Annotated in this window: 17 protein-coding genes and 1 CRISPR repeat array; of the genes, 14 read left to right on the forward strand and 3 right to left on the reverse strand. The window is 45.7% G+C overall.

From position 1 onward, the window contains the following. Nucleotides 1-15: 15 nt before the first annotated feature. Nucleotides 16-768, reverse strand: coding sequence for a peroxide stress protein YaaA (gene yaaA, locus ACXIT9_RS00245; RefSeq protein ID WP_458054238.1), 753 nt, complete (start codon nucleotides 766-768; stop codon nucleotides 16-18). 21 nt (nucleotides 769-789) lie between these two features. Continuing rightward, nucleotides 790-6,090 (reverse strand): T9SS type B sorting domain-containing protein, encoded by a 5,301-nt coding sequence (locus ACXIT9_RS00250; protein ID WP_458054239.1) that lies wholly within the window; start codon nucleotides 6,088-6,090, stop codon nucleotides 790-792. Between the two features lie 46 nt (nucleotides 6,091-6,136). Between ACXIT9_RS00250 and ACXIT9_RS00255 the strand changes: the two genes are divergently transcribed. The 4 genes from ACXIT9_RS00255 (at nucleotide 6,137) to ACXIT9_RS00270 (ending at nucleotide 12,310) form a co-directional block, all read left to right on the forward strand. Continuing rightward, nucleotides 6,137-7,228: a PorP/SprF family type IX secretion system membrane protein gene (locus tag ACXIT9_RS00255; RefSeq protein WP_458054240.1), complete on the forward strand. Its 1,092-nt coding sequence runs from the start codon at nucleotides 6,137-6,139 to the stop codon at nucleotides 7,226-7,228. A 9-nt stretch (nucleotides 7,229-7,237) separates the two neighbouring features. Further along, nucleotides 7,238-8,476 carry a M48 family metallopeptidase gene (locus tag ACXIT9_RS00260; RefSeq protein WP_458054241.1) on the forward strand — a complete coding sequence of 413 codons (1,239 nt, stop codon included), beginning with the start codon at nucleotides 7,238-7,240 and terminating at the stop codon, nucleotides 8,474-8,476. Nucleotides 8,477-8,842: 366 nt separating this feature from the next. Then, on the forward strand, nucleotides 8,843-11,641 hold the full coding sequence (locus tag ACXIT9_RS00265; protein ID WP_458054242.1) for a TonB-dependent receptor: 2,799 nt from the start codon (nucleotides 8,843-8,845) through the stop codon (nucleotides 11,639-11,641). 264 nt (nucleotides 11,642-11,905) lie between these two features. Next, complete coding sequence (locus tag ACXIT9_RS00270) at nucleotides 11,906-12,310, forward strand: carboxypeptidase-like regulatory domain-containing protein (RefSeq protein ID WP_458054243.1); 405 nt, start codon at nucleotides 11,906-11,908, stop codon at nucleotides 12,308-12,310. A gap of 63 nt (nucleotides 12,311-12,373) precedes the next feature. Here ACXIT9_RS00270 and ACXIT9_RS00275 read toward each other — a convergent pair whose 3' ends face one another. Continuing rightward, nucleotides 12,374-12,718 carry a hypothetical protein gene (locus ACXIT9_RS00275; protein WP_458054244.1) on the reverse strand — a complete coding sequence of 115 codons (345 nt, stop codon included), beginning with the start codon at nucleotides 12,716-12,718 and terminating at the stop codon, nucleotides 12,374-12,376. A gap of 155 nt (nucleotides 12,719-12,873) precedes the next feature. Between ACXIT9_RS00275 and cas6 (ACXIT9_RS00280) the strand changes: the two genes are divergently transcribed. From cas6 (ACXIT9_RS00280) to cas2, 10 genes are all read left to right on the forward strand, one after another. After that, complete coding sequence (cas6, locus tag ACXIT9_RS00280) at nucleotides 12,874-13,668, forward strand: CRISPR-associated endoribonuclease Cas6 (protein WP_458054245.1); 795 nt, start codon at nucleotides 12,874-12,876, stop codon at nucleotides 13,666-13,668. A gap of 166 nt (nucleotides 13,669-13,834) precedes the next feature. After that, nucleotides 13,835-14,491: a CRISPR-associated endoribonuclease Cas6 gene (gene cas6 / locus ACXIT9_RS00285; protein WP_458054246.1), complete on the forward strand. Its 657-nt coding sequence runs from the start codon at nucleotides 13,835-13,837 to the stop codon at nucleotides 14,489-14,491. Nucleotides 14,492-14,496: 5 nt separating this feature from the next. Further along, the gene (locus ACXIT9_RS00290) at nucleotides 14,497-15,081 is read left to right on the forward strand and encodes a hypothetical protein (RefSeq protein WP_458054247.1); all 585 of its coding nucleotides are present in this window, start codon (nucleotides 14,497-14,499) and stop codon (nucleotides 15,079-15,081) included. Then, on the forward strand, nucleotides 15,081-17,228 hold the full coding sequence (gene cas3, locus ACXIT9_RS00295; RefSeq protein WP_458054248.1) for a CRISPR-associated helicase Cas3': 2,148 nt from the start codon (nucleotides 15,081-15,083) through the stop codon (nucleotides 17,226-17,228). Before ACXIT9_RS00290 ends, cas3 begins: the two co-directional genes overlap by 1 nt. Next, nucleotides 17,225-18,541: a hypothetical protein gene (locus ACXIT9_RS00300; protein ID WP_458054249.1), complete on the forward strand. Its 1,317-nt coding sequence runs from the start codon at nucleotides 17,225-17,227 to the stop codon at nucleotides 18,539-18,541. Before cas3 ends, ACXIT9_RS00300 begins: the two co-directional genes overlap by 4 nt. A gap of 42 nt (nucleotides 18,542-18,583) precedes the next feature. After that, complete coding sequence (locus ACXIT9_RS00305; RefSeq protein WP_458054250.1) at nucleotides 18,584-19,657, forward strand: CRISPR-associated protein Cas7; 1,074 nt, start codon at nucleotides 18,584-18,586, stop codon at nucleotides 19,655-19,657. Nucleotides 19,658-20,159: 502 nt separating this feature from the next. Beyond that, nucleotides 20,160-20,390, forward strand: coding sequence for a hypothetical protein (locus tag ACXIT9_RS00310; RefSeq protein WP_458054251.1), 231 nt, complete (start codon nucleotides 20,160-20,162; stop codon nucleotides 20,388-20,390). A 54-nt stretch (nucleotides 20,391-20,444) separates the two neighbouring features. After that, nucleotides 20,445-20,948: a CRISPR-associated protein Cas4 gene (cas4, locus tag ACXIT9_RS00315; RefSeq protein WP_458054252.1), complete on the forward strand. Its 504-nt coding sequence runs from the start codon at nucleotides 20,445-20,447 to the stop codon at nucleotides 20,946-20,948. A gap of 89 nt (nucleotides 20,949-21,037) precedes the next feature. Further along, nucleotides 21,038-22,042, forward strand: a complete 1,005-nt coding sequence (gene cas1b / locus ACXIT9_RS00320) for a type I-B CRISPR-associated endonuclease Cas1b (protein WP_458054253.1) — start codon at nucleotides 21,038-21,040, stop codon at nucleotides 22,040-22,042. A 36-nt stretch (nucleotides 22,043-22,078) separates the two neighbouring features. Further along, the gene (cas2, locus tag ACXIT9_RS00325) at nucleotides 22,079-22,342 is read left to right on the forward strand and encodes a CRISPR-associated endonuclease Cas2 (protein ID WP_458054254.1); all 264 of its coding nucleotides are present in this window, start codon (nucleotides 22,079-22,081) and stop codon (nucleotides 22,340-22,342) included. Nucleotides 22,343-22,547: 205 nt separating this feature from the next. Further along, a CRISPR array of direct repeats spans nucleotides 22,548-24,022; the repeat unit is 30 nt; unit sequence CCCTCAATCGCACCATACAGGAATTGAAAT. Nucleotides 24,023-24,072 lie beyond the last annotated feature (50 nt).

The following is a 24,072-nucleotide window of genomic DNA, read 5'->3' on the forward strand; positions in this document are numbered from 1 at the left end:
GGGCTCGGGATTAGCTTAGCCACGGCGGAAGGTCCAGCCCTCATCTACCTCTGGCCCCGCCCATTCATAGCCCTCCTCTGAAAAGGTTTTGAGCTCCTCCGGGTCCGTGATTTTATTTTTTATGATAAAATTGGCCATCAGGCCGCGTGCTTGCTTCGCAAAAATGCCGATGACCTTATACGTGTCCTCTTTAAACTCCTTAAAGGCCGGGGAGATCACCGGCGCCTGCAAGTCTGCCTGACTTACCGCCTTGAAGTATTCCTGTGAGGCTAAATTGATGATGACACCTTCGGCCAAGTCTTCATTTAATTTTTTCGCGATCCGTGCGCCCCAAAATTCATACAAGTTTTTCCCATGTCCATTTTCGATACGAATCCCCATCTCGAGACGGTAAGGCTGAATAAGATCCAGTGGACGCAACACACCATACAGGCCGGAAAGGATACGGAGGTGGCGCTGCGCAAAGTCAAAATCCTCTTCCGTATAGCTGTCTACATCGATCTTCGTGTACACATCGCCCTTAAAAGCCAGCAGAGCCTGCTTGGCCGTATCCGGCTCGAAGCGCTTTTGGAAATTCGCATAGCGCTCCGCATTCAGCTGCGCGATGTTTTCGCTGACGCTCATCAGCTGACGAATTTCATCCGTCGTCTTTTTTTTCATGATCTCCACCAGCTCGAAAGTTTGGGTTTGGAATTCCGGCGTGGTGAAGGTATTTATTTGGCTTTCTGCAAGATCCAGTGTCTTGGATGGAGATAGAAGCACCAACATAGGCAATTACGTATTTTTGGGTTAGCGGATAACGAAAAGCGGCTTTTCAATGCGCTTCTCCACATTGTCATCTCTATTTCTCAATATAATTATCATGATATAAGTTCCCGCCGGCACAAATTCCCCATTTACACGCCCATCCCAAACTTCCTCTAGGTGAATGGCCTCCGAACTTTGGGTCTGGTATTCGTACACGTGAATGAGTTGGCCCCAGCGGTTGTAGATAAAGACCTCCACTTCTTGCACATAATTGGACGTCGCCAAGGTAACCACATTATCCCGTAGCTTACCCTCCCCGCGAGGCGTACGTCTTCCGGAAAGCCGCACTGCATTCGGGGCATTTACCTGCAGCTCGCAGACATCCGTCACCGTATAGGTTACTTCCAGCGTACAGGTGGGGTAATCGATGGCTAAGGTATACACCCCCTCTTCCGGCACATTAAATTCGGTGTCCAAGGGCAGGTTTGTGGGATCTATCGACAGCAAGGTATCTCCATTAGCAGCTAACCAGCGATAGGCGGAGACGGTCGAATCCATCAAGTCGATGAAAGCGGGTATGGGAAGGCGTCTGTTTCCCGATGTGGCAAAGCAAAAGCTCACAGCTTCTTCGATCGGTTGGCCGACTAGGTTTTCAATCTCCGCATCTACGGCAGTCACAAAACAGCCATCCGCATCTTGGAAAGAGACGATATAAGTACCTGCAGGACGCACGACACTGGCTTGAGCACTTCCCGGAACAGTACTCCCTATAAAAGGTGCTGGAGGGGCCAGGCCACCGAGCGTAGCTACGGTCCGTACTTCGAAGCTACCTGTAAAATTTGGAGGAAACTGGATAAGCAAGGTGCCGTCCTCGCCATCCGGCCCGCAGCGCGCAGGAATGCTGTTCACCTCAAAGTTGGGCACATTCACCGGCTGCGAAGCGTCCGGGACGATGACCGTCTCATCGAAGGTACAATCCAAAACAAGGTCCACGGTACGCACAGAAAAGGCTCCTGGAGGAAATCCTGTTAGCTGAAGCACATCACCTGCTGGATCGGGTACTACCCCAAATGTCGTCCCCGTGCTCGTCACATCCACCCCATCCAGCTCGATGCGTATCGGGCGTCCATTAAATGAAATATTGGTAGGAAAAGCGCTCAAATCCAAGCCTTCTATACTGATTTCTCCCGAACTGACGCCACAGTCCGGCGCCGCGAGAGTTCGTATCTCCAGCTGAGGTGGAGGGAGGACTTCGAATGTCTCCGTTAGAACTACGATACACTTGGGCGCAAAAGCAGGGTCGGAGGATTTAGCGAACTCATCTTCAACCTCAAATTCCACGGTATACAGGCCAGGGCCTGGCAGATCCCTCGCCCGAATTTCTAATTCATTTGCATTTGTTAGGGTCAAAACAGGAGCTCCCAAGGTAGAGGTGCCCTCAAAAACCCGAAAGATTCCTTCATCCACAGAAGGACTCACAGCTGGCCCTGGCCCTAAAAAGGGAAAGGCGCGTAAGCTTCCATCATGACAGATGATGGGTTGGTCCACGCCCAGGTTTAATCCCCGAGGTGGCCCTACGAATATCTGCGTGGTTATCGGGTTACACTCCGTCCCATCCGATAAGACTGCAGCTACTTCCACCGTGTACTGTCCTACATCATTAGGGTTCGAGAGTATCAGTTCATTTTCAGTACTCCGAATTCCATTTACATCTCTCCAAATAATCGAAAAATCATTTGGGTCAGCAAAGCGAGTGTCTATGGCCCTGAGAATTAGGTCCGATCCATCGTCACAGAAACTAAGTTGTTCAGGAAGAATTAGCGGGGGCGCTACCACACGCACCCGATGTTCTAAGGGAGGAAAGATAAACTCACAGCGCTTCACAAACAGGCTGATGGAATAATCTCCCGGTTCCGTAAAGGTGAAAAAAAACTCACTTTCATTTTCAGGCATTTGGGGGTCAGGCTGCACTGGCACCGTCGACACCTGCCCTCTAAAGGTTCTTCTGACCCTCCAGCGAACATCGTCGCGATCTTCTAAAAAGGCTGTCAGTACCAGCGTGGCCGTTCCCGTAATCGGGACCACACCCGGAGTCACATTTTCCAAACAGATTTCGCGATCGCCAAATAACTCGGGAGGCGCCGCACCTCCCCCTCCCCCTGCCAAGCGGAACCTCGGAAGGCTATTGCCCAAGGTGCCTTCTTTCGAGAAGGTGAGAAAATCAGGCTGAAATTGACTTTCGATGTCGCTGAAACGCCCTTCTAAAAGGACTCCGATGGCGCCCTGGCCCAGCTCTCCCACAAGAAGCTGATTGAGCTGCTCAGGTGAGCGCTGGATAGCGCGAAAATTACCGGACTCTATCTGCGTGCGAGAGCTTAGCACAGCTGCCGAAAAGGTGGTCACATTCTCCGCCTCATTGAACGCATCGATAAAGGAGGGGGGGGTAGCATCCTCATTCGAAACATCTTGATCCTCTAAGAAAAACTCTTCTATATTCCCATCCAGGGTCACATACAAGCGATCTCCCGGTATCGAAAACTCTATACCAAACACCTCTCCGCTGACCGTAAAGGTACTTTTTAGCTTCAGTTGCGTGCGGTTACGCCGTTCGTTACGCTCATCAGCGTCTGGCCCCAAGTTTTCATCCGGATCGTTATCCTCCTCCTCTTCATCTTCGTCTTCGTCTTCTTCATCCTCTCCATTGATCCCATTGCCACCATTTCCATTGGGCCCATTCCCATTCATACCATTACCGCCATTCGCATCATCATCGTCCTCCCCAGGACCTCCGCTGATCGTAAATACCTCGATGGTGGTCTGTAAACTTCCATCTGCCAAACGATAGGAATAGGCAGAGCCCAAGCGCTGCCCATCGATGCTAAACTGCATCACCCCGGCGATTTCTTGATCTCCCGGAGTAAAGTCTCCCGTTCCATCCCGTTTGGCCACAGAAATACCATCCTGATCTAGCGTGTACAGGCGGTAGTTCGGCGAGCCCATTTCTTTAAAGGCCACTAAATTACGGCCCCCACCTAAGAAGGCGGCACTCTGCTGCGTGCCGGGCTGAAAGAGTAAATTGTTTGCACTGATAACATTCCCTGGCGCCTCGAGCGTCGATGTAACCAATGGACTTCCACGTCTTAAATCCACCATGTGGAACAAGACCCCATGCGGAGCCTCCACCGTAGGCGTGAAAATGTAATAGAGCGTCTGCATCTGCTGCAACTCAGGATCTGGATAGGGGACGATCAGCGCCCCCTGCCGCGCACGAGCATCTCCTCCAAGCGTAGGCGTACCCGTACCCCCTGCAGCACCCCCAGCACCAAGTACCTGAGGGTCTAGTGGCAACGCATTATGGAAGAAATCCCAAACAGTCTCTCCATCCGTGTAGAAAATCACATTCCCCGAAATATCATAAAATACATCTACCGCATCGGGTAAGGTATTGGGGAAAATACGTTGCACGGTTTGCTCCGGCACCAGACCATCCAGCTCGGGAACATCTAAGGGACGTGGCGAGCCCGGCACCGTCGGGAAAAGCGGGTAATCATTAAAGTCTATCCCCGCACCATCACCGAAAAACCAGCGCCCATTGCGCCCCGAAGGAAGCACCCCACCATCGTCATTGTTGACCACCCGAAGCTCTACCTCCCCGATGCCATAGCAAGTTTCACCCACACGGCGGACCAACACGTAATACGTTCCCGGCTCACAAACGAAGGCATCTGAATTGGTGCTCCACCCTCTTTCTGGATAGGCAGACCAAAAATATTCAAAACTAGGGGACGGATCCTGTCCATCTATTTGCAGCCCCTCTGCTAAATTCACTCCCTGATTTTCTACATCACTCGGATCTGCACAGGGACACACAAGGTCTTCATCCAGCTGCAGCTCGACCTCTGGGCCTGCACTCCCCAACATTAAACTGACACTCGCGGTCACCTCTGTGCCGTCCGCAAAGGTCACGGTCACATTCGCCGCAGAAACTCCACCCGGAACGACGAGATGCTCCACATCTTCAATCGTTTCGGAGTTCCCCTCCTGGTCGGAATATGTCCATTCGAAAGCGGTCGCCTGCAGCCCTAAGGGCAAAATCCGCGTCACCAAAGGCACGGGACTGTCTGAACAAAGCTCTCCCGGTGGTGCGATAATTTCTACGGTAGGCATAAAACTTACCGTAGTCGAAAAAGTGGGGAACATACGCGCACAGAAGTCTATCCCCGGAAATCGATCCTCCACCCAGTTAAAATCTCCCACCAGCGCTTCTTCCGGGTTTTCTAATTCCGCGATCTTCACCCGATCGCTACCCTGAATCTCATACAACACATACAAACGCCCATTCGGACCCACGCGTATATCGCGAACAGCAGTTGGAACCGGGCTCACATCCCCAATTGGGACGGAGGGATCCCAACTTGCCGCGGCCAAATTATACCGCCGCAGGGTGCCCTGATTCGTCGTCGGATTCGTTAGCGACACGAACAGGTAGGCCCCATCCGCACTGAAGGTCATGCCCCCGACAGTTCCTGCACCAGGAGGAGTCAAAGGACGCGCATTCGAAAGCTCCCCCGTAGCAGGGTCAAAATCGATTAGGGTCAGCACATTATTCGCCCCCACCACGATCACTTGATTCTCCTCCGCATTATAGCGGATCTGCACCGGCGCATTCGCTAAGGCCAAACCATCTTGTTCATCCCAAGCGCCTGGATCATTCCCTTGAATATCCAAGGCCCTCAACTCACCCCCACTGTAGTAAAAAAGAAAAGAGGCATTATCCACATTCGGATTATCGATGAGCTTGATGGCAGGCCCCACCCCCGGACGGAAGTTATTATTCGGCGTGCCTACCCTACTGACCACATCCCCAGTCACCCCGATCTGCTGAAAGCCTAAATCTCCGCTCGGGGTGATGTAAAAGATAAAATAGCTATCTGTGCTCGCAGGATCGATGTCAAATGCCCCCACCGCGATAGCTACCGCTTGCAAATTTCCCGTATCACCGCTTAAATTTCCCGACCCAAACGAGTTATGATTACCATCATACACAAATTCGCCATTGGTGTAAAAAAGCAAGTTGCCCGTCACCTGATTGATCGCCGTGGCGACCGTATTGCGCCCTAAAGGTTGGCGTCCCGCGATCGAGGTCTCCCCCAGAGGTACGGCAGAGACCTGTTCCTCCGCCCCAAAACTCAAAAAGGCTCTTCCAGGCTGGCAGTCCCCGAAGAGCCATATATTACGATTTACCCCTTGGGCCCCGGCCCAAAAAGGAAAAGCTAAAAACAGAAGCAGGGCCCAAAAGGCCCTCCCAAAAGCGTGTTGTATACTTCTGTAGGAGTGTTTCATAAATTCGTGAACACTTGTATAACAAGTTAAGCGCTTAATCGTTAGATTGCATATACAAATAACGCATAAGCTGGTGCAAAGGTCTTACTGTCGCTTCTTTTTTTTTCTCGTTTGTTACGCCTGTAGCCTAGCGCAAGTACGTGCGCAAGACCCGCAATATAGTCAATATTATGCAGCTCCTCTCTTTTTAAACCCCGCTTTTACAGGAGCAGAGCAAGTAACGCGCATCGGATTTAATTACCGCAACCAATGGCCCGGGCTGGACGCCTCATTTACGACTTTTTCCGCTTACATAGACGGCTACCTCGATGACTACAACAGCGGTATCGGGCTCATGTTTATGCAAGACACAGAAGGCTTCGTCAACCTCCGCAGTACCTCCGTAGGTGCTTTCTATGCCTATGAACTGCGGCTGGGAGAAGGCATGTATTTTCGACCCGGCGCCTCCGCTACCTTTGTGCAGCGTGATATCGGCTTTTTTAACAACTTGGTTTTCTCGAATCAATTTAACCCCGATAACCCGCTGGACCCAAACGCTAACCTACCCGATAATGGCCTGGATGGCATCGTGGAACCTGTGAACTTCTTCACCCTCGGGCTAGGCGGCCTTTTCTACACCGAGCGCTTCTGGGCAGGGGTATCCGTCCACCATCTAAACACGCCGAACCAAAGCTTCCTCAATGACACGCCGGGAGATTTCGCGAACCTGCCCCGACGCATCTCCTTACATGCGGGCTATAAAATTCCGCTGCGGATCAACAATTACCGGAGGGATTTCACCCACCTCCAAAAAGAATATTACATCGTCCCTACGGTGCACTATCAGAACCAAGGCCCCTTCGAGCAGCTGGACATAGGCACCTATGCCTACTTGGAGCCTCTCACCATCGGCCTCTGGTACCGCGGCCTCCCATTTCGGCCCGTGGAGCAACAATCCAACCGCGATGCTGTTGTGATGATGGTGGGAGTGAACTTGCCCAGTGGCTTTAGCTTCGGCTACAGCTTCGATTACACCGTTTCGCGCCTCGGAATCCAGACAGGAGGAGCGCATGAAATCAGCGTGTCACTGCTGCTGGGCGACCGAAATGTGCCGCGAAAGAAAGGCAAAGAAACCATCCTCCCCTGCCCACGTTTTTAATCGTCACACATGGATGAACAGATGTTACGCTATGTGCTCCTCGGAGTGCTCGGCTTGCTATTCGCTGGAAATAAATTCCTCAATTACCTAAACATCACCCGAAAGGTCCCCGCAGTACCCGAAACCCTGCAGCAGTACGTGGACCGCGAAAAACTACAGGAAGCGAAGGCCTACCAAAAGGCCCTCTACCGCTTTGGCTTATTTTCCAGTACCTTTACCTTTCTGCTCACCTTTCTGCTCATCGCCAGCGAAGGCTTCGGCCTGCTGGACAGCTGGATCGGCACCTGGGGCCTCCCCCCCATCGCACATGCCGTCCTCTTTCTCGGCATCTTGTTTATCGGCGCTGACCTGCTCTCGCTCCCCTTCGACTACTACCGAAATTTCGTGATCGAAGCGCGCTTTGGCTTTAACACCAGCACGCCTAAGCTATTTTTCACCGACGCCCTAAAGGGCTACTTGCTTTCCATCAGCGTAGGAGGCGCCCTGCTGACTGCCCTCTTTTACTTTATCCATGCCGCAGGCCCCGCCTTTTGGTGGCAGTTTTGGATTCTGGCTACCCTCTTCATGCTGGGCGTGAACACGGTCTACACCTCCTGGATCCTGCCCCTCTTTAATTCGCTGAGCCCCCTGCCGGAAGGGGAGCTGCGGGAGCAGATTTTGCGCTACGCGCAAAAAGTAAACTTCTCCATAGAGACTATTTTCGTCATGGACGGCAGCCGCCGCAGTAAAAAAGCCAATGCCTTCTTTTCTGGATTCGGAAAGCGTAAAAAAGTCATCTTGTACGATACCCTGATCGACCAGCACCCCCCACATGAGGTGGTCGCCGTGCTCGCCCATGAGGTCGGGCATTATAAAAAACGCCATATCCTCTGGCAGATGGCGCTCAGCATCCTGCAGACCGGGCTGGTGCTGGCCGTCCTCAGGCAGGTGATCTACAGCGAAACCATGAGCCTAGCCCTCGGCGGTACGGCTACTTCGGTGCAGCTGAACATCATCGGCTTTACCATGCTTTTCTCCCCCCTCTCCGGAATGATCGGCGTGGTCCAAAAGATCCTAAGCCGCAAGTTCGAGTTTCAGGCCGATGCCTATGCGCGAGACACTTTTGCTGGAGAACCTTTAGCGGAAGCCCTGAAGACCCTTTCTGCGAACACCCTCACTCAGCTCAACCCTCACCCCTGGTATGTGTGGATGCACTACTCCCACCCTCCCCTTCTCGCTCGTCTACAGGCTTTAGAGGGGGAAGGCTAAACGTGTAAAAACGCTTCTGGTGTCGGCAGCCCGATGCGCCTTTTGACCGTGAGAGCTCTCTTTCCTTCGGGTAAAGGCCAGAAAACCTTTGGCTCCCGCCGCCGCGTAAAAACTTTTCTCCATTTGAACTGCATTTTAAAGATGATGAAATACTTTTTATGCCCGACAAAATCAGGGACACCCAATAAATTTCCTTTTAAAAGTGAAATAATGGGTATAAACAAAATTGTATAAATACGCATACGATCTAAAGCAAATAATCATTTGATTTAGTTAGAAATATAGCATTTTTGCACAAAGCAGAAGTGGAAATTGCATACAATTTACTTTATTTGTGTCCTTATCCCTTTAACCAAATAAGAACGTATGAAAAAAGTTTTACTTGCATATATTATTCTTCTCTTCTTCGGAAGTATGGCAGAATCATTGGCACAGACTCGGATCATCAAGGGACAGATCCTATCTGAGGAAGACGGCGGGGAGCCACTGCCCGGCGCCTCCGTACTCGTGAAGGGAACTGGCACAGGCACCACCACAGATCTGGATGGCCGATTTTCCTTAGAAGTTCCTGCTGGCCGAAACACGCTCACGATCTCATTTATCGGTTTTCGTACCCAGGACATTGCCATCGGCAACCGGAGCGAAATTACTGTTCGCATGGAAAGTGATGATGCGGCCCTCGGCGAAGTCATCGTCACCGGAACCCGCGTGGGCGCACGCTCCCGCATCGACTCCCCCGTCCCGGTGGACATCATTCCGGTAAGCGAGGTGATCGACGCCCTCGGGCAGGTGGACCTGAACCAAATTTTGACCTACATCGCCCCTTCTTTTCAGTCTTCCCGCCAAACCATTTCGGACGGAACAGACCATATGGATCCGGCACAGCTGCGCGGCCTGGGCCCTGATCAGGTGCTCGTCCTCGTGAATGGAAAACGACGCCATCAGTCCTCCCTAGTGAACGTAAATGGAACCGTAAACCGCGGGACGGTAGGTACTGACCTGAACGCCATCCCCGCCTTTGCAGTGGAAAAGATAGAAATCTTACGGGATGGGGCTGCCGCCCAATATGGCTCCGATGCCATCGCCGGCGTGATAAACATCGTCCTGAAAAAAGAAAAAGGCCTCTCCGGAAATGTGGCCACAGGAACGCACCTCACGCGCTTTGCTCGGGATTTTGCCATTAACAATGGCGAGGATGCAGATGCCTTTATCTCCGATGGCGCCATGGTCAGCGGTGTCTTGAATTATGGTTTGCCTGTCGGCAATGAGGGTTTCCTAAACCTGACGGGAGAATATACCCGTCGTGACTTCACCTCTCGGGCAGGTACCTTTACAGGCGCTATCTTTCCTCCCGTAAATGGGGCAAATATAGACGAGGAAATCCTCCAAGAGCGGGGACTGACACGGCAGGATTTCGACATGCGTATCGGGAATTCAGCCATCAACTCCGGAGGCATCGCGGCGAACTTTGAGCTACCGCTCAATGACAAGGTGACCCTCTACTCCTTCGGCAACTGGAACAACAAGCGTGGAAATGCGGCGGGATTCTACCGCTACCCCAGCGCCATCCCCGCAGCTGCACGGACGAATGTGCTCAATGTATATCCAAACGGCTTCCTTCCTGAAATCAATACCAACATCACCGACATCGCAAACACCCTTGGGATTCGGGGAACCCTGGGCGAATGGCGCTATGATTTAAGCAATACCTACGGCCAAAACATCTTCGATTTCGAAATCAGTAATTCAGTTAACTACTCCCAGGCCGTCGATGTAGCCAACTTCCAGAAGCGCTTCGACTCCGGAGGACTGAACTTCCTTCAGAACTTGGTTAATTTCGATGCGGCACGCCGCTACGATGTGCTGGCAGGCTTAAATGTGGCGGCCGGTGCTGAATTTCGCGTGGAACGCTTCGCCATCCGCGAAGGAGAAGAGGCCTCTTGGCGAAATTTCAACCCAGATGCAGGAGTGGCAGCGGGAGCGCAGGTGTTCCCAGGTTTTGCGCCCAGCACCGCCGGCGCCTGGACCCGAAATAATATCGGCCTCTATGTGGACCTAGAACAAGACTTCTCCAGCCGCTTTAACGTGGCCGGGGCCCTGCGCTTCGAAAACTACTCCGACTTCGGCAGTGCACTGATCTATAAGTTGGCCTCTCGGTATAAGTTGACAGACGCCATCACCCTTCGGGGTTCTACCAGCACAGGCTTCCGCGCCCCTTCCATGCAGCAGCGCTTCTACTCGCGGGTCAACACCCTCTTCGTCACGTTGCCCGGCCAGGGCCTCGTCCCGGTGGAGAGTGGCACCTTCCGAAACGACAGTGAGCCCGCACGCATTTTAGGCATCCCTGAACTACAGCAGGAAACTTCCCGCAGCTTCACGCTAGGAACGACCCTACAGCTGCTCAGCAACTTAGAGCTGACTGTCGATGCCTACCAAATAGACATCGACAATCGAATCATTTTAACGAATAATTTCACGGCAGGTGGAGACCCCGCGCTGGCGGCGCAGTTAGATGCCGTTAATGCGAACACGGCAAACTTCTTCACCAATGCGATCGACACCCGCGCACGTGGTATCGAAGGGGTTTTGACCTATAAAAAGTTCTTCTCCAACCGCTCCAAGCTCGACCTCATGCTAGCCGGTACCTTTATCGACAACAAAGTCCGTCGGGATGAAAATGGCGACATCATCGTGCGTGCCTCCCCGATTTTAGAGGCGACAGGACAGCTGGGGAACTACTTCAACAGGGAGGACCAAAGCCGCGTAGAGGTGGCCAATCCGCGTAGCAAGGTATCCGCCATGGCCAATTACAACATCGGAGATTTCTCCTTTATGCTGCGCGTGGTGTATTTCGGCGAGGTGGTGTTCTTAGATCCGACCATGGGCGATGACCCTTCGGCTTTCCCGATCAATACCTTTACCGGTCAGCGTGAGACCCTCGACCAGACCTTCTCTCCGATGACGGTGACAGATTTGACCGTGAGCTATCGCTTTAACGATCACCTACGCCTGAATATCGGTGCGAACAACTTGTTCGATGCCTACCCGGATGTGCACACCCACAGTGGCAATATGAGTCAGGGTCGCTTCGTGTACTCCCGCCGTGTGCAGCAGGCAGGCTTTAATGGGCGCTTCGTCTTCGCACGCTTGAATTTCGTTTTTTAAGGGCGCGAGCTGCATGGCACCCCTCCTTGTGCTCTGGCCTATCCGGAGAGAGGTAGCGGCCTAGCCTGCGGGAGAAAGCATCGCTCCGACTGTTGATAAGGAGTCTCTTTTCGGAAGGGGCTCCTTTTTTTTGGGCCCTTTCGGGCCAAAGGTAAAGCCATGACCCTGGTATAAATGAAAGAAAAATATCGGAAAGAAATTTTCGGAAAGGTTTTTGTACTGTATTGCCTGAAAATAAACCGAACACCATAAACCAGAAAAACCATGAATAACAAACTTATGCCGCTTCTTCTCGGGCTCTTCCTGAGTTTAGGGCTTCTTGTTGGAGAGGCCTTTGGACAGGCCAAAACGGTCAAGGGGGTTGTTGTCGCTGCTGACGAGGAGGAAAACCCGATTATGGGTGCTGCTTTAGTGATCAAGGGCACCACAAAGGGCACGACAACGGGCCGTGATGGCAGCTTCACCTTGGAAATTCCGGCAGGCTTCGATGTGATTTCCGTCTCCTATGTGGGCTTCATCGCCAAGGAGGTGAAGGTAGAGGATGATTTGGAGTTAATCATCCGGCTATCGCCTGAGCCACCCAAGGGTATGGACGCTCTGGCGGAAGGCGCTGTGCTGAAAAAGGACAAAGCGCGCGACTCCTTCTTGTTCGGCAGCAACTCCAGATAAGGGGAGGCCGCTACAGGAACAAGGGCTTGCTGGATGTATTTCCGGCAAGCCTTTTTTTTAGCGTTAGCGCTCCTTGGCACCGACCTCATCGCGGGGCAGGTCTTCGCTACCTTCGGCTTTTTTTAGGGTTCGCGATCGCCGACAGGCCGTATCAAAAGCCCTGGAAGACTCCCCCATCCTCCCACCTCCCATGATTGATTGCTTTCGTTTTCTTTTCTTTTGATGTTCGTTTGCTTTCGTTTTGATGTTCGTTTGCTTTCTTTTGCTTTCGTTTTGATGTTTGTTTGCTTTCGTTTGCTTTCGTTTTGATGTTTGTTTGCTTTCGTTTGCTTTCGTTTTGATGTTTGTTTGCTTTCGTTTGCTTTCGTTTGCTTTCGTTTTTGTATTCGTTTGATGTTCGCCTACCAAAAAACAACGATCTTTCTATTATCCATAACAATTGCACACAAAATATAAGAAAATAGGGATAGTGAAATAGTTTATGAGCGAGTAGGAAAATATTTTTTCAAACCAACTTGACAATTAAAGGATTAGTATTTATCTTGAACGAAAAGATTTTTTCCATGCGGTTTAGGATATCATTAAGCAAAGCCAGGCAAGAAAGCTTCATCCCCATAAATTATCAGTACGAACTTTCGGCTGCAATTTATCGCGCGATAAACCGCGTCGATAGCGCGTTTAGCAGGTTTTTGCATGAAGAGGGATACCTTGCGTTTGGTAAAAAATTTAGACTTTTCACATTTTCGAGGATATTCTTTGATCACTTTAGGGTGATTAAAGAAGCAGGACGAATCCATCACCATGGAGAGGTCGCCATTTTTGAGATCAGTTTCCTAATAGATAAGGCTGCAGAAGAATTCATAAAGGGTATCTTTTATAATCAGGAATTTATTTTAGGTGACAAAATCAGTAAGATAGTTTATCAAGTAAGTGCAATAGAGGCAGGACAAGCCCCCGTGTTTCAGGAGAAAATGAAGTATAGATGTCTTTCACCCATATTCGTTCGGAGAAAGCGGCCATTAGGTGGGGAAGATCACCTACATCCAAAAGACAGGGACTATGGGATACTTCTACTACAAAACCTCTTATCGAAGTCTAGGGCCCTGACATTAGTCGATCAAAGGGAAGCGACACTGGATGAAGAACGATTCCCAGATTTTAACTTTAAACCACTTCGGAAGATATACAAAGAGGGTGTCAAAATAAAGCAGTTAACAGCTCAAGAAACACAACTTATCGGCTATAGCTTTGAATTTGAGTTTACAGCACCCATTGAATTACAGAGAATTGGTTTTTACGCAGGATTTGGACACCTCGGCAGTCAAGGGTTTGGGTGTGTGGAGGTGAGAAGAGATTAAAAAACTCCTATACTAAAGCACCTTTTTTTAAAAAATTTTCAATATAAAATATCTACAAATGAAACTCACACCATAAAATCAAAATAATTTTTTACAAATAACTAGTTAATACAGATCAATTATCAAGATACAACAAATAAAATTAGTCGCATTAAAAAACATACAGATGAGATTAAATATAAAGCTCAGTCCTAATACTGAACCGGTCCCATTTAATTACCAAAGAAGTTTAGTTGGAGCCTTTCACAAGTGGCTTGGCGAAAACCATATACATGATGACACTTCACTATATTCCCTATCTTGGCTGATGGGAGGAAAAATTGAAAATAAAGTGTTAAACTTCAAAAATGGGGCCTATTGGCAAATTAGCTCATATGATACGGCATTGATAAAAAATCTTATCATAGGAATTCAAAATGACTTTGATTTAAATTTCGGCATGAAAGTCCTAGAAGTAATGTTTTTGGAGGATCCTAGAGTTGAGCCTATTCAGCGATTTTTCTTAAATAGTCCCATATTTATTAAAAGAAAATTAGAGCAAAGAGTGCATCATTATACATTTTCTGATCCTAACTCAGGACTTTACATGACTCAAACTCTTCAAACGAAACTCGAAAAGGCTGGTCTTGATGCAGATGGAGTGAAAGTATATTTTGACCCGACCTATCGAAACCCGAGCACGAAAATGATCAATTACAACGGCATTAATTGTAGAGCAAACATGTGTCCCGTAATCATTGAGGGCAATGAAGAACAGCTCAAATTTGCTTGGAACGTGGGCATTGGGAATAGTACTGGAATTGGATTTGGCTCTTTAAAATAATGGATATGACATACTACGTAGTAAAATATTCTGGTCCATTTGGTTTTATAAAGCCATGGACGGCGGTCAGAGATAGTGAAACTTTTAGCCAGCAGTTTTTGACTCCGTCAATTGTGGAAGGTATTGAGAAAAAGCTCTTTCCAGAGTTATTGGGAAATGAAGGTATCCATAAAATAGTCGCTCATAGATTGGCTTATGATCAGATCAGTGGACAACAGGAAGTAATTCAAACTAGAGGTTGGAATTCGACCAGAAAAGGAAAGGAGTTTCTCTTTGACAGACCGAAGGCAATATTGATACGTGGAGTTTTACAAAATCCTACTCTCTTACTGGCTTTTTCATCTAAAGAAGATGCCTCTACAGCAGCAAGTCAACATGTTTGTCTTTGTAGAAATGAGGATATAATGTACCCAGACACAGTTACTGAAACTAGTAAAGAAAAATTTGAAGCGGATGAATATCGGTTTCCAGGTTTCGAGTTGGTTTTTGAGAAAAATGACAAATCATTTTTAGTTGGGTATAATAGGCAAAATAATGAACCCATGTATGGCTGGATTAGAGTAGTAGGTCAACCTGTAACCAACTTCTGATGGAACTTCTTCTTGCCAAATCTGCTCCAGAATACACTTCCTTAAAAGACCATCTTTTACACGTGTCCTATGCTGCGAAGGCTTTTGCCAACTTTTTACAAATGGATAAATTATTGGCATTCAGTGGAGCTATCTTACATGATATTGGAAAGGCTCACCCTGAATTTCAAAGAAGAATAAGAGGAAATGGACGAAACAGCAAAGTATTCAGACATGAAATAAGTTCTCTTCTTTTCTTATCTGTGTTTCCTGAATCAGCATATTCAGCATTATTGGATATGGTCATTGCACATCACAAATCAGCCAAAAACGATGCTGGAGATAAAGGATTGCTGGATTTGGAAAACGGATATGAATATATTGACTTTCATGTTGGCCAATGGGATCAATGGTCTCCTCAAGCTTTTAAACTTATAGAAGATATTGGAATACAGTGTGCTCCGTTTAGTGAAAAGGAGGCCCGTCAAAACCTTTCCTACGCTATATCATATTGTAAAAAACAAACAAAAATCAGAGGGTATGCAGAGTGGAGAGGCTTGCTAATGGGAGCAGATCACTTTGCTTCTGCCTTGATCAATGATACAGAGGAAAAGCTAAGAAAGGCTTTTAAAACACCAAATCTTTCATTTTATAACCGTTCGCATCCATTATATCCACTTTCTTATAAAGAAACCACTTCACCAAAGAAACATACACTTGTTGTGGCCAGTACAGGAGCGGGTAAAACAGACTATCTATTCAAAAGAACTAAAGGACGCGTTTTTTATACACTCCCATTTCAGGCATCAATCAATGCCATGTATAAGCGGGTGTCCAAGGACTTACAACTGGACAACCCAGACCTAGATATACGGGCTCTCCATTCTGCTTCCATGGTCGTTCGACAAAATGGTAAAGAAGAGGAAAGTGTTTTACAGCCACTTTTTGGTTCAGCGATAAAGATTTTAACTCCCCATCAATTGGCAGCTATTGCCTTTGGTATGAAGGGTTATGAAGCTATGCTTCTCGACTTAAAAGGATGCGACTTTATTTTGGATGAAATCCATACATACACTGGGGTATCTCAAGCCATTGTATTGAAATTGGTTCAGATTCTTAAGCAATTGGATTGCGCCATTCATATAGGGACAGCCACCATGCCAACAAAGCTTTATCAGAAAATAGTAGAGGAATTGGGAGCGGATGTTTTAGAAGAGAAACTGTCTCAAGAAGAGCTGGATGCATTTGATAGACATACCTTATTCAAAATCAATTCTTATGAAGAGAGTTTGTCAAAAATCAGTCAAGCCATAGAAGAAAATAAAAAAATATTAGTAGTCTTTAACCGTGTCGCAAGAGCGCAAGATGCTTATGCCCATTTAAGGGAAATATATCCTAACACTCCGATCCTATTACTCCACAGTCGATTCAAAAGAGGGGACAGAAATTATAAAGAAAAACAACTTCTAGGATTAGATGATGACGGAAATCCAAACGAAGAATTCAATACCTCTAAAGAGGCTTGTATTGTAATATCTACCCAGATCGTAGAAGTAAGTCTAGACATCAGTTTTGATCTTATGGTGACTGAGACTGCACCTATTGATGCTTTGATACAGCGGTTTGGTAGGGTAAATAGAATAAGAACGAAGGAGACCATAGGGAAAACCAAACCCATTTATCTTATCGCTCCTTCGGAAAATAAAAATGATGCCTTACCTTATGATATTGAGGTACTTCGCAGATCTTATGAAATTTTAGAAGACAGACAAATTTTAAAAGAACGAGACCTGCAAAGTAAAATTGACTATGTATTTCCAGAAATTGATTTTATGAACATCGAAGAACATGCTGTATTCAAATCTGATGGAAGAATTACTATTGACAAGCTGACACATAGGAGCAAATCAATTCTATTTGAATTGTTGGAAATTGACAGTGCGTCCTGTATTTGTGAAGGAGATTTAGAGAAATATGAAAATACTGATTTTGAAAAGAGACTTGAGTTGGAGATTCCAGTAAGGTATTTTGCTGTGAGAGGAATGAACCAAGCGCAAAAAGGGAATAAGCCCTTCATCATTCCTGATAAGGCATACGATTTTGAAATTGGCTTAGATGTAAAGAAAATAAGAGAAAATAACTTTGATGTAAATAACCAAATATTATGATCACAGCAGTTATCGGCAAAACATTTCTAAAGGCATACAATGAGAAGTATGCCAAAGAATTTTCCCCAAAAGAGTTTTTTGAGCTAGAATACTGGGAGTTATTTTACAATCATCCCAAATACATGCAATGGGTGACCAATTCCCCCTTTGTACAAATGAAAAGTGGACAAAAACCACATTTACTTTCGGAAGATGAAAGGATGGAAAAACTTGAAAACCTATATGAAAAGGCTGGAAAGGAAATTCCTGATGCAAGCTTTGCTTTAGGATATCCTGCATCTGAATCGAAGGAGTTTGCCAGTACTTCCGGCCTGGTCAGCGATGTGGTAATCCCTGTGAATGAGGATGAGGTTTATTTTTCATGGATAGGAAGTAGTCTAGGTATTGGTGTCGCTGGAGGCTTCACAATACTTTTTGACAATCCCGAAATCATACTACAAACTTTTGAAGGTTGGAAAACATATCGCCAGTATTTGAATGACCCTACTCTGGAAAAGCTTCGTGGCAATCAGATTAATTCTTGGAATGGACAATGGTTGACATATTCTCTGAATCCTGAGGAATATCGAGTAGACTTTGATTTTACAGAACTTACCAACCAGAAAATTTTCAAAGTGGACGCTAATCTAGCAGAAGTGGCTACAGTAAGTTGGAGTCAATTATTCTTTAGCCTATCTACCCAATTCCCAGAAAAAGAAATGATGGGATATGTCTATGGATTTGGACAGACTAATAAAACCATAGGCTTTGTTCCATTTCAATTTAAGTCGGGGAAAAATCTCAAAGAAGTTTATCAGAAACTGTTTGGCGATTTTAAAATTAGTAAGAGGGAATTTGAGAGCCTTTTTGGGATGCATATCAAGCGTGCCTGTGAATTGGGAAGTATTGGCTTGCAGGCATTACGTCCAGACAGCCTGAAAAAATACTTATTTGAAGACAAAAATTTAACCTTCAAAAAAGAAGAAGACACAATAAATTATCAAGCATACAAAACCTGGTTAGTCGCTATGTTAACACGAAACAAAGAAGAAATCACAGACTATACCCCTAAATTGGCTGAGGTCATTTTAAGGTATAGAAATACCGGAAAAGGCATGTCAAGAGTCACACTGGTAGAAAAGGAGATGTTTACATCCAAATCCAAAAAAGGATTTATTGAGTCATTGACACTTATGATTCCTGATCTGGACAGGGATGATTTAGAAACACTAAAAACGCTAAAAGATGAAGTACACCTGATGACTAATGAGGAGTTTGGTTACTTTTTAACGCTTTTAAAATTCGATTACGCTTACCAACAAAAGAAATCATAATCATAATCATAATCATAATCATAACCATAACTAATTAAAAAAATGAATACAATTTATATTAGAACCTTAAAGAGAGCGGAACATACTGTTTTTAACGTAGCCAATGGGCAAAAATATTACTATGATGTTCAGTTCAATAAAAGAATTCCATTTTCTAGTGGACAGCAAGTAAAACGTTCATTGATGGACGCACTTTGCGAGGCGATTGATCAAACACCTTCACCTACGACCTTTCTATTTGAGGTAGATAAACAGAAAAAACTTAAAGAAGGAGAGGTTTATGGAACATGTGACCCAACTTATGCCGATCAATTATTTGGAGGCTGGATGAAAGCTTCAAAAGGCGGTGGAGAAAGAACGTTAAAAAGAAGAAGTCCTCTATCCATTTCTGCCATGAGGGCCTTACATCCATTGTTAGCTGGATTAGACTCGAACGGAGGAGAAGCCGGTTCTTTCGATAGAAGCGAACGTCCTAACAACGTAGTAATCATCAGAGACAGTAAAGGAAACATTCTTTCTGAAGAAGATATCGACATAGTTTTGAAAACTGAAGGAAATACAGATAGAAGCTTGGGCAGGAAATGGTTAAATCCTGCAGAGCGAGCTACAGGTCTTTTCGTATTTGATATTGCTATAGATTTAAGGAGACTTTTTTCTGTAAGTCTCAATTCAAACGAGCCTGAAATGTCTGAATCAACCATTCAAAAATTAAAAGAAGAAGGCTGGATTGAATCCAAAAATGTATTTGGTCCTTGCTTAGTAGGCCCAAAATCACTGAGAGAAGAGTGGATCAAAGGTTTAGCTCATGCAATTATCAACTGGCGCATCACTTCTAACCAATCCAGAACTTTTAGCCTTATGGATACCTTGGCCATATCAATCAGTGCGAATGCCAATTTGATTGCAGGTAGCATCCGAGCCAAGCTTTCAGAAGAAAACTCAAAAAAGGCAGATCCTATTATCGATGAAAACTTGAGGGGTGTTGAAACATTCATCTCCCTTCAAGCAGGAGGTTTTATACATACCAAAGGCGAATCAGCAGATGCCCTCGACCGTGCCGAACAAGCACTAATTGCAAAAATGTCTGCCTTCGATTACGAAAACCAAATCGCTTAATTTTTAAGAACACCTTCTTCTATGGATTTCTAGAGGGAGGTGTTCTTATATCTTCTCTTCCTATGTTTGACAAATTATACCAATAAGCTTCTGATCAGCTCAAGCTTTCATTTCTCCATGTTATCCTTGAACATGATTAGCAGCTTAAGGAGCAATTTATTAACTTCTATCTGTTGCCTAAGGACAACACTAGCCCTTACGGTGACAGATCCTAATTATTATATATTTACGAGTATGGATTTGATCACGGCTTATCTTGCATTCATTAGACTGGATGAACTGGATTGCGATGACTATTTTCCTTCCCATAGTGGATATGCACGAGAACATGAAGCATTGGAGCAAATAACTGAAGATGAGACCAGTAGTCTTTTAAATCACTCCAATACATTCCCATGTCTATAGCACTACTTTATGTATGGAAGGGAAATATACAGAAGCACATAAGCATGCATTTCACCATACAATCAGGTAGAACATTGTCGAAACAATGACCCCTTGCTTGAAGCACGACCCCGAACAAGGTTTAGCCATCCAAGCACAAAAAATTGAAGAACTTCTCCTTAGCGAAAGAGGAAGAGATTTCTATGCGAGGGTAGCTACTCTATTGAAAATTGCCCAAAATATCTCAAGCATACAGCATCAAACAGAAGTACTGATAGACAGAATAGTGTATGCCAATGGTCGCTTGAACGCATTGCAAGGAGAATTGAGCGTTGCGGGTGTAATTTAATCCATGCAAAGAAATTCCATATAGCTAATTATTTAAGTTTATCCTACTGAGCCTATGAAAATGACAGGAACCCACATTGCATACCTCCATACGTGTCATAGGAAACTCTGGTTGTTTGCCAATGGAATTCAAATGGAACACACCTCCCAAATTGTGGCCGAAGGAAAGTTGATTTCGGAAACCACCTATTTAGAACGTTCCAGAAAATACACCGAATTAGAAATGGATGGCATCAAAATCGATTATTATGATGCCAAAAACAAGGTGATTCACGAGGTAAAAAAGACTAATAAATTGGAACAAGCTCATATTGCTCAAGTCAAGTACTATTTATATGTTTTAATGAAAAATGGAATTCATGGTGCTTCTGCTATTTTAGAATATCCCAAAATGAAGCAGAGAGAGAGCGTAGAATGGGAAAGTAATGATAAAGAAAAGGTCGAGAAATGGATTTCTGAAAGTTCTGAAATCATCCACAAAGACAAGTGCCCTCCACTGCTGAAGAAAACAATCTGTAAGAAATGCAGCTATTTTGATTTTTGCTATGCTGGAGAATAAGGAGCGAAGGTCTGATTTATTTTTCAAAAAAAGTAGATAGACTTTAAAAAAACCCGGTCAAAAATAGTTTCCGCTTAAAAAATGCCTCTATGAAAAAAACCTACTATCTCTTTAATCCTGGTAGAATGAGCAGGAAAGACAATACCCTTAAATTTACTCCTGTGGATGAATCTGGAAAAGAGGGTACTCCCAAGTATATTCCCATAGAAGGTGTATCCGATTTCTATTGTTTTGGGTCATTAGATGCCAATAGTGCATTGTACAATTTTCTTGGCAAAAACGGGGTAAGCGTTCACTTTTTTGATTACTACGAGCACTATACCGGAAGCTTCCAATCCAAAGAGTACTTGCTCGCAGGCAAAATGCAAATTAAGCAAACCCAACATTACCTACATGCCAACAAGCGTTTGGCAATTGCCCAGAAATTCGTCTCTGGAGCGGCATTTAATATGTCCAAGAATTTAAGGTACTACCACAATCGGGGCAAAGACTTGGAGGTTCAGCTGTCTAAAATTGATCTTTACACACAAGAAATTGAAAAATCCTCAACCATCCCTGAACTAATGGGCATAGAAGGGAACATCCGACAGGTATATTATCAGGCATTTGACGTGATTATCAAAGACCATGCAATGGAGGGCAGAAGTAAACAGCCTCCTATGAATGAGCTCAACGCCTTGATATCATTTGGTAATATGATGTGCTATACATTATGCTTGGATCAGATCTACCATACCCAATTGAATCCCACGATCAGTTTCCTACATGAGCCTGGATACAGAAGGTATTCTTTGGCATTAGACTTGGCAGAAATATTCAAGCCCATTCTTGTAGACAGGATTATTTTCAGAGTTTTAAATAAAAAAGAAATCCAATCCAAAGATTTTGATTTTCATGTTAACAAAGTGCTATTAAAAGAGTCAGGCAAAAAGGTTTTCATCCGAGCCTTTGAAGAACGGCTTAATGAAACCATTAAGCACCGTACCTTGAAGAAGCAAATCAGTTATAAAAGTCTCGTAAAACTCGAGTGTTACAAGTTGAGCAAACACCTGTTAGATATGGAAATCTATCAACCATTTAAAATTTGGTGGTAAATAGATCGAAAACCTTTTACCCGAACACAGGTCACTATGTACGTTATTTTAGTTTATGACATTGGGAAGAAGCGCGTAGGCAAGATGCTGAAGCTATGTAGACAATATTTAAATTGGATTCAGAATTCAGTTTTTGAAGGAGAAATCACTGACGTCAAATACAAGGAACTGATTAGCAATGCAAAAAGAATCATGAAGCCAGATACCGATAGCCTTATTGTATTTAAAAGTAGGGAAGAAAGATGGCTAGACAAAGAGGTCATAGGGCAAGAGAAAAACAATTTAGACACTTTTATTTAGTTGTCGAACGACGGCTAAAAAATCAAGTACCTCAGACCAGGACAAAAAAAATACAGTTAAATCACTGATAACAAAATACTTAACAATGTGTCGATCCTAAGCTAAAAATCGTTTATTGAAGACCGACGCGAAAAGAGAGGAATTTCAAGCAAGAAAGTAGCCTTTTTGATTAAAAAATGGCTATTTTTACAAAGAAATCCACGGCCCCTCAATCGCACCATACAGGAATTGAAATCATCCTGTCGTGGCGAAGGGATTCGATAAGGGGAAGCCCTCAATCGCACCATACAGGAATTGAAATTCGCTCTTCATTCCCTCCACAACGACAACGAATACGCCCTCAATCGCACCATACAGGAATTGAAATAAAATTAGTACCTGCTGTGGAGCTGTCCAGTCCACCCCTCAATCGCACCATACAGGAATTGAAATGCCGCAGTTTCGCTATCCGATGCAGCACTAGCGCTACCCTCAATCGCACCATACAGGAATTGAAATCGTGCAGGGGTGGCGGAAAGTAACCACCGAGGCCGTCCCTCAATCGCACCATACAGGAATTGAAATTACGCATGCGCTATGGTGCTGCACGCTACGCATAAGCCCTCAATCGCACCATACAGGAATTGAAATTGTGCTCCCTGAATTCCTTGCGGGCCTATTGGGCCCCCTCAATCGCACCATACAGGAATTGAAATAACACACTCCTTCAAAGAGGGGGAACTGAAAATCATCCCTCAATCGCACCATACAGGAATTGAAATTTGGTGCGCCTGCTTTGCAAAGTACGTACACGACGCCCCTCAATCGCACCATACAGGAATTGAAATCGCGTTCGCGCCAGGCGTCGGCACTTCTGCCGCGTCCCCTCAATCGCACCATACAGGAATTGAAATTCCCCCGGCCTGTCCATGCCTCCGCCGATAGGGAAACCCTCAATCGCACCATACAGGAATTGAAATCGAAGTACGACGTACGTAAATCCTAGTTTTTCGATTCCCTCAATCGCACCATACAGGAATTGAAATTAGATTGGTACCGAGAAAAAGGCTACACAATCCATCCCCTCAATCGCACCATACAGGAATTGAAATTGGCGTAAATGAAGGCGCTAATTATGTTTCCGATTCCCTCAATCGCACCATACAGGAATTGAAATCATTTTGTGCATTCAGCCGAAAGGCGCTCGCCTGGCCCTCAATCGCACCATACAGGCATTGAAATAGCGCCTCCATTTGAAGGTATGCTGTCAGGCGGCGCCCCTCAATCGCTCCATACAGGAATTGAAATGCGACGCGGGTTTTTCTGCATTGCAGAATTGATTGCCCTCAATCGCACCATACAGGAATTGAAATTTACAGTTCGATTTGCTAAGTAGTGGTAACTAATACCCTCAATCGCACCATACAGGAATTGAAATTCTCGCGCTCATCTTCTGTCAGAGATTTTAGAAAAACCCTCAATCGCACCATACAGGAATTGAAATACATACCTCCTGTTCACTATCCTCCCCATCCCAACCCCTCAATCGCACCATACAGGAATTGAAATTAGATCTAAATCAATAGAAGATAGATCGGCATTTCCCCCTCAATCGCACCATACAGGAATTGAAATTTCGTCAGGGCCTTGTTAAGATGCGATATAAATTCACCCTCAATCGCACCATACAGGAATTGAAATTAATGAATTTATACTTCATCTTAACAAGCCCCTGCCCCTCAATCGCACCA

It is taken from the genome of Nitritalea sp. (assembly GCF_054166705.1).